Source organism: Alteromonas sp. BMJM2 (assembly GCF_027257845.1).
Lineage (GTDB): Bacteria > Pseudomonadota > Gammaproteobacteria > Enterobacterales > Alteromonadaceae > Alteromonas.
The window spans coordinates 158700-175423 of sequence record NZ_JAPVOT010000002.1 but is presented as its reverse complement, the minus strand read 5'-3'; the positions used below and the strand labels follow the sequence as shown (position 1 = coordinate 175423).

Here is a 16724-nt window from a genome sequence, read left to right as displayed (position 1 = left end):
GTGTCACACTTAGCTGATAGTCTTGATCTGACTTGTGGTACCTTGTAGTAATAGTGTTAACACAAATACTGTTGTTACAAAGAATAGTGTTAAAAAGAGCACCGTTTCCTAGGGCGTATTGACCTAGAGTGCTTTGACAAAAAATACCCTCGACAGAAAAGGAAATAATAATGAAAAAGTTAGCCCAACTGATGTTAGCCGCTACACTTGGCATGTCTTCATGTTATGTGTCTGCAGATGCCATTTCAGACGCAGTGAAAAGTGAGCTTCGTACTTCAGACGCCAAAGCTAGAGATGAATACCGTAAACCACAGCAAACCCTTCGTTTTTTCGGCCTTAAACCAGAGATGACAGTAGTCGAAATTTCTCCCGGTGGCGGTTGGTATACTGATATTTTATATCCAGTGGTAAAAGACAGCGGGAAGTATGTTGCGGCGCACTTTTACGTTGATGAATCTACTAACGACTACTATAAAAAAGCGCTAGCCGCTTTCAAAGAAAAAACAGAAGCTGGTGGAAAATATGCAGGTGCTGCCGTGACTGCATTTCATCCAACCAAAGCCCTTGATATTATTGACGCTGGTAGTGCTGATATGGTGCTAACGTTCCGCAATGTACACAACTGGTATATGCGAGAAGGTGATACGGGTATCGACAATGCATTCGGGGCTTTCTTTAAAGCACTAAAGCCTGGTGGTGTTTTAGGTGTAGTTGAACACGAACTGCCTGAAAATAAAGATGATGCAGTAATGACCTCTAGTGGCTACATGAAGCGCTCGTATGTGGTTGCCGCAGCTGAAAAAGCAGGCTTCACACTAGAAGCAAGCAGCGATATTAATGCCAACGCGATGGATAATGCCGATCACCCGAAAGGTGTGTGGACACTTCCTCCAAGGTTGGCATTAGAAGACCAAGATCGCGATAAATATCTTGCCATCGGTGAGAGTAATCGCATGACGCTGAAATTTAAAAAGCCTAATTAATAAAACCTAAAGTTAAAACGGAATAGTGAATGAACGTACTTGTAATTGGCGGCGGTGGTCGCGAACATGCGCTCGCTTTTAAAGCAGCCCAGTCTTCTGAAGTTTCAACAGTTTTTGTCGCGCCTGGTAATGCAGGCACAGCAACAGAGCCTAAGCTAGAAAATGTACCTATCGATGTTAATGACATCGCAGGTTTAGTTTCTTTTGCGAAAGGTAACGACGTTGAACTTACCATTGTTGGTCCAGAAGCGCCGCTAGTTGCAGGTGTTGTTGATACATTCACTAACGAAGGACTGATGATTTTCGGTCCTACAAAGGCGGCCGCGCAACTTGAAGGGTCTAAGGCATTTACCAAAGACTTTTTAGCGCGCCACCATATTCCCACTGCCGAATATCAGAACTTTACTGATATTGAGCCTGCCATCGACTACGTTCGCGAAAAAGGCGCACCCATTGTTGTTAAGGCCGATGGCCTAGCGGCAGGTAAAGGCGTGATTGTTGCGATGACCTTAGAAGAGGCAGAAGCAGCTATTCGCGATATGTTAGCGGGTAATGCGTTTGGCGACGCAGGCAGCAGAGTGGTTATTGAAGAATTTTTAGATGGCGAAGAAGCGTCATTTATTGTCATGGTAGATGGCAAAAACGTACTGCCATTTGCCACAAGCCAAGACCACAAGCGAGCAGCTGATGGCGATAAAGGTCCAAATACAGGCGGAATGGGCGCCTATTCCCCTGCGCCGGTAGTTACCCAAGCTATTCACGACCGCGTTATGAAAGAAGTGATCATGCCTACGGTAAACGGCATGGCGGCGGAAGGTAACGACTATGTGGGTTTCCTTTATGCTGGCCTTATGATCATGGCTGACGGCACGCCTAAAGTTATCGAGTACAACTGTCGCTTTGGCGATCCAGAAACTCAGCCTATTATGCTTCGTTTACAGTCTGACCTTGTTCCACTGTGTATTTCAGCCTGTAAGGGCGAACTTGACGGGCAAACCATCGACTTCGACTCTCGCGCATCAGTAGGTGTTGTACTGGCAGCTGGCGGCTACCCTGGTAGCTATGACAAGGGCGATGAAATAACAGGTTTTGAAGAAGCAGCACAATTAGAAGGCAAGGTGTTTCATGCTGGTACGGCGCTTAGCGACGGCAAAGTCGTTACCGCTGGCGGACGTGTACTGTGTGCCACAGCGCTTGGAAATAGCGTAACTGAAGCACAACAAAAGGCCTACGAGCTACTCAACACTATACAATTTAAAGACGTTTACTACCGCACCGATATTGCTCACCGAGCCATAGCGAGAGAAGCGAAAGCCTAGCTTTAACGTCGAGTTTAGGGCGCTTAATTAAGCAAAACTTTCTTAAACTCTAACTTCAGTAAAAACAAAAAGCGAATTAGTGCTGACTAATTCGCTTTTTCTTTATCTGTTTCAATCATTTTGGTTTCTTGCTGCTCTATGCGAACTGGTATTAAGTTGCTACATTAATGATGTAGCATTAACTAAGTTAACTAACAATGACATTGCAACAAGCCTGCTATCACATACTTGCGCCCGCCTCTGAAGCCACTCATTTTAAAAGGGCGAGCCGTCTCTTTGACTTCTGCCTAGTTGTTATCATTACAGTTAATGTTGCTGCAATGATGCTCGAAACAATTCCTGATATATCCCAAGCTTGGTTAGTCAAACTTCACACTATTGAAATTATTTCGGTGGTTTTATTCGCCGTAGAGTACGTACTGCGTGTTTACAGCAGTGCATCAGACCCAAATATAATTAATAGAGCATCTACACCTGCAGGCTCTGCAAAAGCTGGCTCGCCATGGCAAAAGCGCTGGCATTACATTAAAAGCCCTATGGCTATTATAGACTTAATGGCCATACTGCCGTTTTTCCTCAGTATGTTCTTGGTGTTCGATTTGCGTATTTTACGTATTTTCAGAGTGCTAAGAATATTAAAAATTGGGCGCTACTCTCGCTCTATCCAAACCCTCGTGGATGTAGTGCGCAGCGAGGCCCATTCTCTTATCGCCGCACTGAGTGTATTAATGCTGTTTACGGTGATTGCCGCTACCTGTATTTACTACATCGAACACAATGCCCAGCCCGAGGTGTTTAGCAGTATTCCTGCCTCGCTGTGGTGGGCCGTAGTGACTTTAACCACAGTGGGCTATGGAGACGCTGTACCCATCACGTCACTCGGTAAAGTCTTTGGCGGCTTTATTACCATAATGGGGATTTGCTTTTATGCATTACCAGCGGGGATTTTATCTTCGAGCTACACAGGAAAAATGCAGCTTAAACGAGACCGATTTAAAGATACCGTTCGCACCGCGCTAGATGACGGTGTGCTCAGTGAACATGACGCTCATCATATTGAACGGGTACGAGGTTTACTTGATTTAGACGAAGAAGAAGCCCACCTTATCATTCGCTTACTGCAGCACCATCACAACGGTAAGTCGAAAGATGAATGATAGGTGCTGGTCTGTTAATTATTGGTCTATTAATTGACTGGCCCATTATTTAATTAGAAAGCTACAGATTGCGTTAAACGCAGTGGCTAATATCTAAATTGACACTTTTTATTCTTTGGTTTATGTACCATCTGAAAGGCCGATTAGGCAAATTGCAGGCATTCATTAGAAGGTTCGGCAGCGTCTAACTTGTCAGGTATGCTGGCTACTAGAAAATTAGCAATATACCCACCAAAGCAAACACCCACTTCGCCCAGCTTGCCTGTAGTCTTTTCGTGATCTTTTAACCACAGCGCTACCATATCTTGTTCTATCTTGTCCTTATCAAGGCTCTTTTGCATAGCGCGGCCATCGTCATCATTTGAAGAGCTTCTTCTACTGAATTACTTAACTTTGCGCTTTCATCTGATTTCATACCGTTCAATACGTTAAAATATAGAAAATTTCACCTACATGGTGCCCAAATTACATTCTGATAAACGCTGTAAACCAATGGAAAAACAATGAGAAATTGTGTTTATCCACTTTTTTTATTCTGTTGTCGTTGTGTGTATCGCTGAGCGTTTTCTTTACCCATATACTTACCCAAAGTACGCGTATCCACTTTCGTGAGATTAACAACAATCAAACCATCCAACGCATCATTAAATGCAGGATCAACGTTAAAACAGACAAGTTTTCCGTTCAGCCCCAGATACTGTTTCAGTAAAATCGGAATTCCTGGGCCCTTCTCTAGACGGGACAGCACTTTAGAAAATAAACCTACGTCGCCTAAGGAAGACAACATATCTGATTGCCAAAACGTATTATTAGAGGGCGCTAAAGGAGTGGTCGGCTGAACAAGTTTCGCCTTTTCATTGTCATAATGAGTGACCGTCATCACTGAAGCAATAAGTTGTCTAGCAATAGGGCTATAGTCGTTGCTAATACTCACCGGCCCAAACAAATGAGTATATTTAGGGTTCTTGGCAACGAAATGAGCAATACCTTTCCATAACAGTAATAAAGGCTGTAGTTGACGCTGGTACGCCGGCGCCACCACAGAACGTCCCACTTCAATACTGTCGTCCATGCTGTTCAAAAAAGCAGAATCATAGTTAAATAAGCTGCGTGAATATAAGCCTTCAATACCGCTTTGTTGAATTAGCTCTTTTGTGATGCCTAACCTATAGGCTCCCACAATATCGTGTTTTTGTTTTTGCCAAACGAAGAGCTGTAAATAGGACCGGTCGTACTCGTCTGTATCACTAGCATTTCCACTTCCTTCTCCAACTGCGCGAAAGCACAATTCCCTGACCCTACCAATTTCCAAAAGAATATTGGGAATCCGGTTTGAAGATACGCAATAAACTTCAAAATCACCTTGAGAGAGTAACAAATCATCATCGTTAAGTTCTTTAACTTCTTCGACGAGTAATGCCTTATCTACAGCCTCCATCACCGGAGTAGCATAATAATTACAGTTTTCATCTCCATTTATTGAGGTGCTGTCACCATTTTTTGAGGAATTCAGCAAATAGGTATTAAGTCTTAGGTAATCAGCAATGCGCTTATCACTATCAAGCTTATTTAGCTCCTTCGCCTCAATAACATCTCCTAAAGAAACCGTTATTGTTTTCCCGCTTTTATTAATAAGCTCACGAGGAAGCAGCAGCGTTCTTAGCAACGGGTGTACTCTGCCAGCTTGGTAAAACAACCGGCTATTCGCTCCACCAATAAACAAAGGCAATACTTGCGCTTTTGAACGTCGCACAAAACCGCCAATAGACTTACTCCAATCTTTGTCGGTAATTTGATTTTGCCCAGATTGCCAAGACGACACCTCGCCAGCGGGAAAGACAATGAGTACACCACCTTCGCTTAAATGGCGATGCGCTTCCTTTACTGCCCGCGTATTTGTTAAGCGAGAAGATTTAGTTTTAAAAACATCCACACCAATAAATAATCGAGCAAGCTGTGGAATTCTGGATAACATTTCATTGGCAAGCACTTTTACGTCTTGACGGACTTTGCCGATTAGCGCAGCAAGGATCACTCCCTCTAGACCACCTAATGGATGGTTGGCAACGACGACTAACGGCCCTTTTTTCGGAATATCACCGATGCTACCTCGCTCTATTTCATAACGCGTATTAAGCTGCACAAGAACTTCGTTAGCAAACTCAAACGAATCGTCTGAAAAAGCGTATTTTTCATAAATAGCATCAAGTTTAGATAACCCCGATACCTTCTCAATTACCTTTTCACCGAAGCCAAAAGGGGTTTTTCTAGGCAGCTTGAATGGGCTAACAGCACTCATTTAAGCCCCTTATTAAGTAGCTTGTAGGTGATCCCTTCTGGGTTTTTCATGTCTTTAACAAGCAAAATCACGCCGCTTATCCACACTAAACATGCCATTACGAATAAGGTGCCACTATCATTTCCAACTATGTTTCCGGCTGCATCAAATTCAGGCATAGCAATGCCTAATGGAGTAAATAAATGAAAGAAAATTGCACCCGACATGATACCAACAGTCATTGCGGCGCCTAAACCATGCAGCCGGCTAAATAAGAGAATAGATGTGATTAACTCTGCTGTACCAACTAAATAGCCACCATATTCTTTGAACCAAGCTAGATTTGCCCAATCACCCAAGGTACTAAAAATATGAATTGTTTCTATCGAATTAGTAAATTTAAAAAACAATGATTGGACAAAAATAAAGGCGACAAAAACCGATAGAACAATCTTTAATGGTGGTTTTTTCATGTTTTATATATCTTTCGTTATTTACTAAGAATTGGCCAATTCAAATCAGCTTGTGAAATGTGTAAAGCGCGATCAGCGTCCCAGTCATTTTTGACTTTTTTGTTGTAATTTAAATATAGCTTGCCATCAACAATTGCCCAGTATTTTGCATCGCCTGGCGCAAAATCATTCATAGCTGAAACAGCCCACGCGCAATACCCACCATATTGCGGAACATAGCGTTCAGGATCCGCCCTAAACTTTTCAAGGTTAGTTTTAGAAGAAAAGTACCAATTAGCACCTTTGTATTCGGTAACCCAATCACTTTTTCCTTTCACAGGAGCATCGCCTTTATCTAGCGAAAAATAGGCAACTGTATCGTACCCACCCACCGCTTCACTGCTAAATAAACCTGTGTAAATTGCATCTTCTGCAAATGTATTAAAGCTAATTATTGCAATAAAAAGTAACGCTATTCTCTTCATATTTTGACCCTTAGTTTTTGCATTGGCACAGCGTTGTCACTTACCAATTAATTTTGTTCTACTTCGCAGAGCGAATCGTCTATAGCCACTTTGACTATCACCGCCTCATTTGAGGCGCATTTGTGAACGGCGGCTTCGCTAAACAGGCTGTCCTCTATCGACTCGTAATACATGTCTTGTAACTCTTTAGAAACAAAAATAGACGTTAAACTTACCGTTCTAGCGTCTTCTCTATTCATGAGAGGTGAGAGAAAAGGCTCCTGTTTATTATAAGACCGGTGAAATTGCGGCCCTATTTCATTGCTAGGTAAGGTTTTACATAGGCGGTTAAAAAGTGAATGGCGGTATTGATAGGCTTCTTCAAAATGAAGCGCTGCTGAAACTAGCGGTGGTTTAACTTTCTTTTCAGTAAGGTTGTGTCCATCCCAGATCCAACTCTGAATTTCCTGCCCTGTGAAATCTCTGTCAAAAATGGCTAGCGTAAAAGGCGCTGTTCGCTCAAGTTCATAGCGTCGTAATCGGAATAACACGTCGCTGTAGGAATTCGCGCTAGCTAAATGTTTTACCAACAAACCTCTGCTAATTAGCGGACCCTGAGGAACTTCTCCTTGGTAATAGTTCAATAGGCAAACAGCTAAACCGTATTCGTTTACAGAAATCCACGTTCCCTGCCCCTCAGGGTCTATAGGCATGGTGCAATAAACGCCATCGAGTAGAAAGGTCTGTGGTTTTAACGCGCTTTTTCGTGTTCGCTGCTCGTCTCTATTAAAGTAAATACGAGTGGTTCCATCTTCTGTCTTTTGCCAGCTTAACGTACACATACTATTGCGCCCGTCTAAAGCTTGCAGTACTAGGGGCCACACCAAAATTACTTACCGCTTTTATTCCCTGCATAGAAGCCGCTAGTTTGGTCATGGCAAAATGGTGGGTGGCATGAAGAGCGACGAAGCTAAGCTCTCGTCCTAACGTTGATGAGGCTTCATCAATAGCCTTTTTTGAAACTAATGTTTCAAGCTCAACTTGTATAACTGCACCCAAACAAGCATCGCTAATATCACAAAGCCAGTTATTCAATATTGCGATCTCTTTTTTTGCGACCTCTATATCTCTTTCTACTGCGTGCCCACGCCGGCGAATGTTGTAATCTACTTTGTCTTCAGCACTGGCTAATGAATGAAATAAATCTAACCAGTGCCTAAAGTGTTCGCCTATTGAACTTTCCATGTGCGGAGTGCATACCGCAACATAGTCGCTCTGAGAAATACTCTCTAAAAAATCTAACCCCTGGTTAAGTACTTCTTCACACCCTAAGATAATGGAAGATACTGACGATCGTTGACTCGTCTTTTCGTTTAAATGAATGGATTTCATAATACCTCGCAAAGACTAATCAGTAGACGGATAGTGCTGTACTAGCTGCTTTTCTTCTTTCCAAGCTGAAAGTAACTGCTTAATTGACGGTGGGTTAATGCCTCGCTTTTTTTGTTTATACCCAATTTGATATAGCAAGCGATATTGATACATTAACGTAGAAAAGATGTCGGTAAGCGAAGCATCACTATCCCAGATATGGGCGGCTTCACTGCTTGCGCCGTTAATTTCTAAAATATCAAAGTCACCACCCAACATTAGCTGGCTAATGTCGTCGAACTTAATATCCAGACGCCCGTAATGAAAACCATCAAAATCTTTAAGTACTTCGTCAAACTTCTGTTCCATCTGGGGGGTTATAAACGCGTTACCATTTTTAAAAATAGAACCGCGCGAGTGACTCCCAGCAAAGGCTAATTGAAACTCCTCGCCTTCTGGCACTACCCAATTAAGCTTTTCTTTATGCCTTGGCAAATACAAATGCGCCAGTTTCCCCGCACGAGGATCTCGTTGGATAAGTGCTTCTAAGGTATCTACACCGTTACCCACAACGCATGCAGCATATTTGAAGGTCATTGAAATTATCTTGCCCTTTTCTTCATCAGGTTGTCGCACATAAAACACCCCTGCCTCGGCTTGATAAATGGACTTGGCTTGCAGTAAAAAGCGGCTGTCCGTAGGAAAGCTTTCGATGTAATTAAACAAGTCCTTATTATTTTTTATCAGCTTAACGCCTGCCCCTCGACAACCCAAGTCTGGCTTCGCTACCAGCGGATATTGAAGACCTTGGGTTTCAAGTGTAGGTAAAAGTTTGGACAAAATATCATCGCTGTTGCCTGTCGTCTTTTTAACCGTATAAAAAGGGAGAATATACTGTTTGGTAATCGGCCCCACTGCTTCGAAAATATCGTTTTTTGACTCGCCCACCATACCGCTTAGTTTAATTGCGGGGTTTGCAGAAAGTGGAAGTGCCCAGTCGAACCTCGCCAAACCTATGATCAAGCTTTGCAAAACGACAGGGGCGTAAGCCACCCACGCAGGAATAAATTCAAATGGCGAGATATCTCGTTTAGAAATAGGAAGTTGGGGCAACCCTGCATTAACGCGACCTTGCTCGATTACACAAATATTATTTAGTGGCACTATAAGCCTCTCTTTTAAAATAGCTTTGCAACGTTTTATTAACCAACCACATGATCACCGCTGCACTTAGAACAAACAAAAGCATGTTTTGCTGAACCACATTAATTGAACCTAATTTATGAAGCGCACCAAAAATTATGCTAGTCCAAAGCACGCTAGCCAAAAGCACTGCTGCCGTAAAAATCCACACGGGAACGGCTATAAAACCACTTACAGAGTAGCCCACTGTTCTTAAGCCTGGTACAAAACGAATAATGAACAAATGAACGAAAGCGCGCTTCAGTAGGCGTTTTTGAATAGCACGAAACTTTTGTTTTTTTACCAGCCTGAAACGCATAGCCCTTACTTTCCTTGCCATTCTTCCTAACCAGTAAAGCCCTAAATCACCGGTGGCAATGCCTAGAAAAATAGCTAAAAGCGCTAAGTGCGTGGGCAACAAGTCGTTTGAAGACATAGCTGCTGCCGTGACGATAGCGACGTCCTCTAATAAATAAGACAGAATTACAATGCCAACCATCAACAGGGCTGTAGAGTGCGAACCATTTAAAAGCCCGTGTTGAATTGATGTAACAAACTCCATGCTGTTCTTCTTAAACTTTAGGTATACGTCTTAAAAGATAGCTGTAAGACAATAAAAATTTCTTAAACATCTAAGAATTAGACTAATTAACTAATTTTTCTGGCAAAAGACATAGGTTTAAAGTGGAAAATCAATTCAACCAAGATGCTGCGACCTGAAGTGGCGAAGGGTCGCTTTCTTGCGATACCCAAACCACAATAGCCTTTCGAGTTGTACTAGTTTGACTATTTTCTGGAAACGGTAAATGCCCTTGATAATACTGAGTATCGAAGCTCAACGAACCCTGTTCATAGTCGATAACAACAAAATCATGAACGAGTTTCCGCCCTGCGTTTTCACCTCGCTTTACCGATGTTTCTATGCCAAAACCAAGTAATGCCGCGTGAACCGTAAGCGAAGGATTATCCTTATTGGCGTTTATTTTATTGAACGTCACGTTTATATTGTCGTTGTCTGCCGAAGCATGGAGTACGCCAGTCAAAGGGGCAGTTTTGTTCGGTAAAGACTGCCCGCGAAACCACCCGTTCCAAGCACGGCCATTTAAGGCAAAACCGGGCGTGGCAATAGTGTTGGCTTTGCCTACACGCTTGTAGTCTCGTTGTCGTTGACTAAAAGTGCTATCAGCAAACGGATCTTTCCAACCCAGATAATCCCAGTAGTCCACATGAAAGTTAATAGGAACCAACTCAGTCCATAACTTCTCGCTATCTACAAAGCCTGAAATCCACTTCTCTGCCGGTGGGCAGCTACTACAGCCTTGGGATGTATAAAGTTCCAACACTGTCGTTTGATTTGGCGTACTGGTAACTAAAAAGGGCGCCTTTGATGCAGCTTCCTGCTCAGGTTCATAAGTATTAATTTCCCGGGAATGAAGCGCAAAAGCAGCTTCCACTATGGGATTCTTTGAAGTTTGGCTAGGCGCTTTGTTTAAACTGCTAGCAAGGGCCTTTGTATTATTGTTTTGTTCCGGCTGTGCATTAATACGCCAGTCGTAATCAATAAAGCGAAGCTTGTAGTTCGAAGGTATGGATTGCTCAATATATTGGTTAATATATTGGGGTAAGTCTTTGGCTCTGCCCGACGCTACGAAATCCTCAGTGTAAAAATCTAATATTTCTGATACATACGCTCGCTCATGTTTATCGTCCAAATAGAAGTGCTTTTGCTTGTTGAAAAATTCGTGAGTAAGTTGCTCTAGCGTTTCATTTAATGATTCTGGGTAAAATGGCGTTTTGGGTAGTCGTGGACAATCTTTCACCATACAGTTAAGTGCGAAGTGAGCCCTTGGTTCGTTAAGCGGCCTTATCACGTCATTTTCATAGTCGTATAGATTAGTGACTTTCCCGCCAATCACCACATCCCGAAACTTAAAAAAAGCGGCGCGAGAGAAGAAACTTGTAAAGCCATCTGGAATACCTTTTTCAATCACGCCAAACATTGCCAATGCGTTGTAGCTATTAATGTGATAGCTCATTACTTCTTCTGGCGAACTGAACAACTCTGGTGTTGCTGCCGGGCTAGCAAAGCCAATAAAAGACACAACGTTTTCTAGTGGTGCAATATCGTCAGACAAGGCCTTAAAATTAGTTCGCCCTTCTTCATCGACATAATTTGCTAATACATACTCCCAGTCTTGGGTCGCTTGTTTGTAAGCTTGCTTCAGCGAAACACGCGCTTGTTGTTCAGCGTTAGCACTTATTGAATGTACTTCACTTGGCTTTTCGCTTGCACTAGCATTTTGTACAAAAAACAACACGAAAAATGCCAAAACCCATGACGCAGACACCCACAATGCGTCACCGAATGCACTGTTAAACTTAAACGAATTAGAATACTGCATGGCCTTTCCTTATCCTATTTCTGAAGTTTGTTGATTTGAGGAAACGCTACTTGGTCTAGCGCCAAGATCGTTATTTACCCCGTGAATTAACTCATGAGTTAGCTCCTGGTTTATCTCGCTAACTGGCTTACTGATTGATTCATTCGATGACTTTTCATTGGGCTCGTGAGCAGGCCTATCATCGGCATGCAGTCGAATAGGGATCACGTTATCCTCTCGATAGCGCTCTCCCAACGGCTGGTATTGCTTTACCTGCCCGCGATGGTTGGTGTATGTCAGTGGTTTTAATATATGCTCATCACGCTCGGCATTGTGTTTGCACATGGAAACAGGGCCACCTGCGGTCATCACCATGAATGAACACGCATCAATTCTGTCTTGCTGCAGCGCACTGGCATCCATAAAGTTTTGAACAAAAAACGACAGTTTATGCACACGCCCGCGACTTTTAATTAAACTGCTCCGCATTTCTAACAGCTTTGCCGATGTTGCTTTGGCGAGCTTCCAAATCCACAGTGGACGAGCAAGCATTGCTTTGCTGTAATCCCATATAATCTTAGCGGTGCCGTGCTGCCTGGTTGTTTGTATGTACTTAAAGTCTTCAATAAATTGCGCAAACAATTGCGCGTCATCAACGACAGAATAGACCTGCTTATCGGTCACTAACGTTGGCATGTAGCTATGGCAATCACTATGCCCGATACGTACCTTTTCCCATGGCAAAGCTTTAGAAATTGTTTTCTCGATTGCCGCTTTCACGGTAAGCGGGTCGACTACATCCGTTCGTGCGCCCCACTCGCCACGGCCAGTTTCAGCTTGTAGCTGAAACGAAGCAAAACTTACCGCATCTGCGTGCTGTACAAAAAAATCCACCAGCATGGGCAGTTCGCTGAAGTTGCCGGTGTGCACTGTGGTATTAAAGATAACCATAAGGCCCAGACCTTTAGCTCGCACTATGTATTCCTCACGAATAGCATTTAGCGATGCTTCATCATCATAACCTTTGCGCTCTTGGGTGGTGTCTACATGAAATGCAATGTCGTTAAGCCCAGCTTCAGCAAGCTCAGTGAGCAGGTCTCTAGTGGCAGCAATACCATTTGTAAATAGCGCCGTATGTAAGCCAAGTTGATTTGCATAGGCAACAATATCGATAAGCTCGCTGCGTTTTCTTAACGTAGGGTCGCCCCCAGTAATTTGTACGCTGGTTCCAGGCCCATAGTGTTTAAGCACGTTGTCTAATCGCTTGAATACTTCTTGGATGGGAATATCACGAACTGCTTGCGAATGCTCTGACAAATAGCATAAGGTGCAATCAAGATTACATTTTTGCGTGATTTCGACAGCAACACAGCCAATGGTATGCGTTCGCCCCAAGAGTTGATTGGGAGTAAAATGTTCGCCCATTCGCTTTTGTGTAGAGGCAAGTTGTTGATTTCTTGTGGTACCAGGGGAGCACGCCATGTCAATGCACCTTCTTCAAACTATTCAGTATCAACAAAGACCTTTTACATTTAAAAATACTTTCACGGCATGTCGTTTTTTTGCACTGACCACATTATTTAATTGTGTAACAACTTATGCCGAAACTGGTGGAAACCAGTTGGGTTTAGCTACGCCGTTGAGGCCGTTCGAGGAAGTGAAAAGTCTTGTTTTTTCTGACCCTTACGCAAGCCTTCCGCAATATGAAGTGTCGCGCAAACACTTTGATATTAACGGCGAAAACATACTTTTAAAACACGCCCAAAGAACCCTTTCATCTGATGCAAATTTTATCGAATTAGGTACTGAACATAAGCTACTTCAAGCCAACGGAATATGCTTTGTTGGCACATGGAAGATGAATCAAAGCAGCCCTTACTCTGGGCTTTTTCAACCGGGTACAGAGGTACCTATTATTGTTAGGGCTTCAGTCAGTTTAAGCGGAACAAAGCAGCGAGATAAGCGTGCTTTTGGTATGGCAATTAAGCTCTTCCCCAATGCCCATAGTGCACTTACTGAGAACATATTTCTCATGCACTCCCTTGGTGGTACAAAAACAAAGCATGTTGCAAACTTGCCTATGACTAACGAACCAGCGCTTGGTGAACTGCCGCCCTTTAGCCAATTGCTTACCGCCTATCGATTGGAAAGCGACCTTGAGAAAGCCGATAAAGCCTCTAGCGGTAAAAAAGCCAACGCGCGGTTTAGACCCGTTTCTCATTTAGCCGCGGTAAAGATCGGTGATGCAAAACCCAGACTGGCACAACATACAGAAGAAAGTATGTTAAAACTGAGCATTTCAGCGCCAATTACTTCGAAAGAAATCGAAATAGAGCGCGAAGCTGATAAAAAAAGCGAAGCTGAAATAAAAACCGACAAACAAGGCCCTCATTGGCTGAAAGCATCGTTAAAACCAAATACACTGCTGGTAAATAAAGATGACTTTCGGGATGAACTGTCGCTACAACATTACCCCAATCAGGCGCTGTCTTGGATTTTATCTGCTTCCAATTTCAACGATGCAGGAATAGAGAGAGCGCATTGGCAAGAAATTGGCGAAATTATATTAACCGAGTCAGTCGTTTCACTTACCTGCGATACAAGGCTTCACTTTAATCACCCCGCAATTAAATGACACCGGATAATTCCGTTTAAATGGAAAGCAATTCGCCTTATTAAAGCCAGCAACCATATCCAGAATAGACCTAGGTAAATCCGTCGTTCCAATAGCCGCTTACGCATTTGAGGCCCAACGGCCCATTGATTGTACTCAAGACAAGAAACAGTCTCCCAGGGTTGTTGACAAAGGACCCAAAATTCGCGGTATGGGCGCATACTCTCCAACTCCCGTTGTTACTCAAGTTATTAACGACCACGTTATGAAAGTAGTGATCATACCTACGGTTGAAGGCATGGCGGCGGAAGGTAAACTGTTTGGCGGCTTTATTACCATAATGGGAATTTGCGTTTATGCATTACCGGCGGGGATTTTATCTTCGAGCTACACAGGAAAAATGCAGCTTAAACGAGACCGATTTAAAGATACCGTTCGCACCGCGCTAGATGATGGTGTGCTAAGTGAACATGACGCTCATCATATTGAACGGGTACGCGGTTTACTTGATTTAGACGAAGAAGAGGCCCACCTTATCATTCGCTTACTGCAACATCATCACAACAGTAAGTCGAAAGATGAATGAAAGGCACTGGGCTGTTAATTGATTGGTCTGTTAGTTGACTGGCCCATTAATTGATTAGGCAGCTATAGATGGCACCAAACGCACTATGGACCTTGCCGCGACCTCAGCCTATCTTATAGGATTATTAAACAAACTCATGAAGTATCCTTCTCTGAATCACATAACTGCTGTTTGTGTCCCAGTGTGCTAGCGCATGACTTGAAACATTTGTTATCTTCTTCCTTGGTTGCCTAAAAGAAGCCCATTTACACTTAGGTCTTCGTCCAGTTGGGGCCAGTGGATACCTTCCCCGTCCCCAAGTATTTCCCAATCTTGGAGTTGACTAGCTGTCGCAGATGACAGCGTTGGATACCACGCCAAAGGAACGGATAAAGTGCGCCCGTCGACAAGGCTGACAATAAGTGAATCGGTATCAAAGCTTACTGAATGAGCAAGGGGATGATGTTCAACTGCTAAAATAGCCATTCCAAGCCTCCAAAAACGTATCTTTATTTTCGACCACCAATTGCTCAAGTTTTCTTAACTCTTTTGGTGAAAACCGAGTAGAACTCGCAAGTGCTACTGGCGTTAACCAGAATTTAGCAAGCATCTTCTCGCGCTGAATATGAATGTGAGCGGGTTCGCCGTTTTCATTACTATAAAAGAAGAAACGTTAAGGCCCTAATCTTAATACTGTAGGCATAGTTGAAGATTATCCTAGAAGAGCGCGGATGCCAATTGGAAGATAACAATTTAATATGTTAACACTAAGCGACTTTAAAGCAGCGCTAAAATCGTTGTACTGGCTCCACCACCAACCACAAGACCACATATAAAAATAAATAGGTATGCTTTTACTGGATTTTGTCGTACTGGCTCTACTTCTGCAACTTCCGGTACTTTGAATAATGTCTGACGCTTTACATCAAAGGCAACGCATAAGGCCATGATGGTCTCTAGCGATGCGTTCCCTTTATTTTCCACCCGCTGAATGGTGCGCAAGTTTACGTCGCATAATTCTGCCAGCTGCGCTTGGGTCCACGCTCGCTCTATGCGCATTTCTTTAACAATATCGCCTCTCACTTCCATGTGTTATGTCACCCTGCAAAGTGCATAACTGCAAAATAACCAAACACCGCCCCCAAAGCGGCAATACCGGCAATCACAGCGATGTTTTTAAAGAGCGAATTTTTGCGAGACAGCATAGATATGGTCTCTCTCTGCACAGTACGTGCACCTTTTTTTAGGCGCACCTGCGTACGGTAAGTGAAAGGGTTCTCCACTTCCACTTCAAGAGTATAATCTTGGTTGTTTAGCCTAAGCGCATGTCGCCCCGTAAACCGAAACAAGTTGCGATGTTCTGATACAGGGTGATCGTCCACATACACAACCTCTTTGCCCGACCACAAACTGCAGTGCACTGCTATATTGTGGCCTTCGTGTTGCAAGTGACACCAAAGCCCCTGCCTCATTGTTATTTGCGTCATAATACTATCCGGAGAAACTCATAAAGCCTAAATAACCGCAAAGAAAGCCCACAATTAACCCTACGAATAAAAACCTATCCATACTGAAAAAGGATTTCAATAAATTCCCTTTTTCCAATTGCGATAACGTCTCGCTGGCCACTTCTTTACCATCACAAAACAGCGTGACGTTTAATTCACCCCGTAAAACATGGGTCATGTGTGTTTTTACTAGATACTCATGACCATTTTTAGTAAACGCATGTTCACTTTTTGTGCTGCTTAAATTTCTAAACGACGATACCACTTCGTTATTGAAAGACACTTTTTCCTTACCACTAAACACCGAGCCCCACATAGAGATATCATTACCCTCGTGGTCGAAATAAAACCAATACCCATTGTTTAGCGATACTTGACTCATATGTTCTCTTCTTGATACCTGCGATTGTTTTATAACTTCATTTGATTGCATGATTGTTCTCCTTTGTC

19 protein-coding genes and 1 pseudogene are annotated in these 16724 nt (G+C 43.1%); 5 read left to right on the top strand and 15 right to left on the bottom strand.

All coding sequences use genetic code 11. The annotated features are described in order from the left end of the window. The first annotated feature begins 170 nt into the window (after nucleotides 1-170). From O9X84_RS03525 to O9X84_RS03515, 3 genes are all read left to right on the top strand, one after another. Nucleotides 171-983, top strand: a complete 813-nt coding sequence (locus O9X84_RS03525) for a class I SAM-dependent methyltransferase (RefSeq protein WP_269518182.1) — start codon at nucleotides 171-173, stop codon at nucleotides 981-983. 29 nt (nucleotides 984-1012) lie between these two features. Next, nucleotides 1013-2302: a phosphoribosylamine--glycine ligase gene (gene purD, locus O9X84_RS03520; RefSeq protein WP_269518181.1), complete on the top strand. Its 1290-nt coding sequence runs from the start codon at nucleotides 1013-1015 to the stop codon at nucleotides 2300-2302. 197 nt (nucleotides 2303-2499) lie between these two features. Beyond that, nucleotides 2500-3459, top strand: coding sequence for an ion transporter (locus O9X84_RS03515; protein ID WP_269518179.1), 960 nt, complete (start codon nucleotides 2500-2502; stop codon nucleotides 3457-3459). 170 nt (nucleotides 3460-3629) lie between these two features. Here the strand turns inward: O9X84_RS03515 and O9X84_RS03510 are convergent. The 10 genes and pseudogenes from O9X84_RS03510 to O9X84_RS03465 all read right to left on the bottom strand — a co-directional run. Then, nucleotides 3630-3821: pseudogene (locus O9X84_RS03510) on the bottom strand (dienelactone hydrolase family protein); the annotation flags it as partial. Nucleotides 3822-3976: 155 nt separating this feature from the next. Continuing rightward, nucleotides 3977-5758, bottom strand: coding sequence for a lysophospholipid acyltransferase family protein (locus tag O9X84_RS03505; protein WP_269518178.1), 1782 nt, complete (start codon nucleotides 5756-5758; stop codon nucleotides 3977-3979). Next, nucleotides 5755-6210 carry a hypothetical protein gene (locus O9X84_RS03500; RefSeq protein WP_269518177.1) on the bottom strand — a complete coding sequence of 152 codons (456 nt, stop codon included), beginning with the start codon at nucleotides 6208-6210 and terminating at the stop codon, nucleotides 5755-5757. The genes O9X84_RS03505 and O9X84_RS03500 overlap by 4 nt, the downstream gene beginning before the upstream one ends. 17 nt (nucleotides 6211-6227) lie before the next feature. Continuing rightward, nucleotides 6228-6674 carry a YHS domain-containing (seleno)protein gene (locus O9X84_RS03495; RefSeq protein ID WP_269518176.1) on the bottom strand — a complete coding sequence of 149 codons (447 nt, stop codon included), beginning with the start codon at nucleotides 6672-6674 and terminating at the stop codon, nucleotides 6228-6230. Nucleotides 6675-6721: 47 nt separating this feature from the next. After that, entirely contained in the window at nucleotides 6722-7495 is a 774-nt protein-coding gene (locus O9X84_RS03490) for an NRDE family protein (RefSeq protein WP_269518175.1), read from the bottom strand. A 1-nt stretch (nucleotide 7496) separates the two neighbouring features. Continuing rightward, the gene (locus O9X84_RS03485) at nucleotides 7497-8045 is read right to left on the bottom strand and encodes a hypothetical protein (protein ID WP_269518174.1); all 549 of its coding nucleotides are present in this window, start codon (nucleotides 8043-8045) and stop codon (nucleotides 7497-7499) included. Nucleotides 8046-8060: 15 nt separating this feature from the next. Further along, entirely contained in the window at nucleotides 8061-9188 is a 1128-nt protein-coding gene (locus O9X84_RS03480; RefSeq protein WP_269518173.1) for a D-alanine--D-alanine ligase, read from the bottom strand. Next, on the bottom strand, nucleotides 9175-9768 hold the full coding sequence (locus O9X84_RS03475) for a DedA family protein (protein ID WP_269518172.1): 594 nt from the start codon (nucleotides 9766-9768) through the stop codon (nucleotides 9175-9177). The genes O9X84_RS03480 and O9X84_RS03475 overlap by 14 nt, the downstream gene beginning before the upstream one ends. Before the next feature lie 130 nt (nucleotides 9769-9898). After that, nucleotides 9899-11608 (bottom strand): DUF1223 domain-containing protein, encoded by a 1710-nt coding sequence (locus O9X84_RS03470; RefSeq protein ID WP_269518171.1) that lies wholly within the window; start codon nucleotides 11606-11608, stop codon nucleotides 9899-9901. Between the two features lie 9 nt (nucleotides 11609-11617). Next, complete coding sequence (locus O9X84_RS03465) at nucleotides 11618-13069, bottom strand: radical SAM protein (protein ID WP_269518170.1); 1452 nt, start codon at nucleotides 13067-13069, stop codon at nucleotides 11618-11620. Here O9X84_RS03465 and O9X84_RS03460 point away from each other — a divergent pair. Together O9X84_RS03460 and O9X84_RS03455 are read left to right on the top strand one after the other, a co-directional pair. After that, nucleotides 13068-14222 (top strand): hypothetical protein, encoded by a 1155-nt coding sequence (locus tag O9X84_RS03460; protein ID WP_269518169.1) that lies wholly within the window; start codon nucleotides 13068-13070, stop codon nucleotides 14220-14222. The two genes, O9X84_RS03465 and O9X84_RS03460, sit on opposite strands and share 2 nt — an antisense overlap. 55 nt (nucleotides 14223-14277) lie before the next feature. Then, a complete protein-coding gene (locus O9X84_RS03455; protein ID WP_332108313.1) occupies nucleotides 14278-14787 on the top strand; it encodes a hypothetical protein in 510 nt (169 codons plus the stop codon). A gap of 210 nt (nucleotides 14788-14997) precedes the next feature. Here the strand turns inward: O9X84_RS03455 and O9X84_RS03450 are convergent, their stop codons facing one another. The 5 genes from O9X84_RS03450 to O9X84_RS03430 all read right to left on the bottom strand — a co-directional run bounded on the left by O9X84_RS03450 (nucleotide 14998) and on the right by O9X84_RS03430 (nucleotide 16707). Further along, nucleotides 14998-15252 carry a DUF2442 domain-containing protein gene (locus O9X84_RS03450; protein WP_269518168.1) on the bottom strand — a complete coding sequence of 85 codons (255 nt, stop codon included), beginning with the start codon at nucleotides 15250-15252 and terminating at the stop codon, nucleotides 14998-15000. After that, complete coding sequence (locus O9X84_RS03445) at nucleotides 15233-15391, bottom strand: DUF4160 domain-containing protein (protein ID WP_332108312.1); 159 nt, start codon at nucleotides 15389-15391, stop codon at nucleotides 15233-15235. The genes O9X84_RS03450 and O9X84_RS03445 overlap by 20 nt, the downstream gene beginning before the upstream one ends. Before the next feature lie 152 nt (nucleotides 15392-15543). After that, the gene (locus O9X84_RS03440) at nucleotides 15544-15855 is read right to left on the bottom strand and encodes a helix-turn-helix transcriptional regulator (RefSeq protein WP_269518164.1); all 312 of its coding nucleotides are present in this window, start codon (nucleotides 15853-15855) and stop codon (nucleotides 15544-15546) included. Between the two features lie 8 nt (nucleotides 15856-15863). Beyond that, nucleotides 15864-16253: an immunoglobulin domain-containing protein gene (locus tag O9X84_RS03435; protein ID WP_269518163.1), complete on the bottom strand. Its 390-nt coding sequence runs from the start codon at nucleotides 16251-16253 to the stop codon at nucleotides 15864-15866. Nucleotides 16254-16257: 4 nt separating this feature from the next. After that, the gene (locus O9X84_RS03430) at nucleotides 16258-16707 is read right to left on the bottom strand and encodes a hypothetical protein (protein WP_269518162.1); all 450 of its coding nucleotides are present in this window, start codon (nucleotides 16705-16707) and stop codon (nucleotides 16258-16260) included. Nucleotides 16708-16724: the final 17 nt, after the last annotated feature.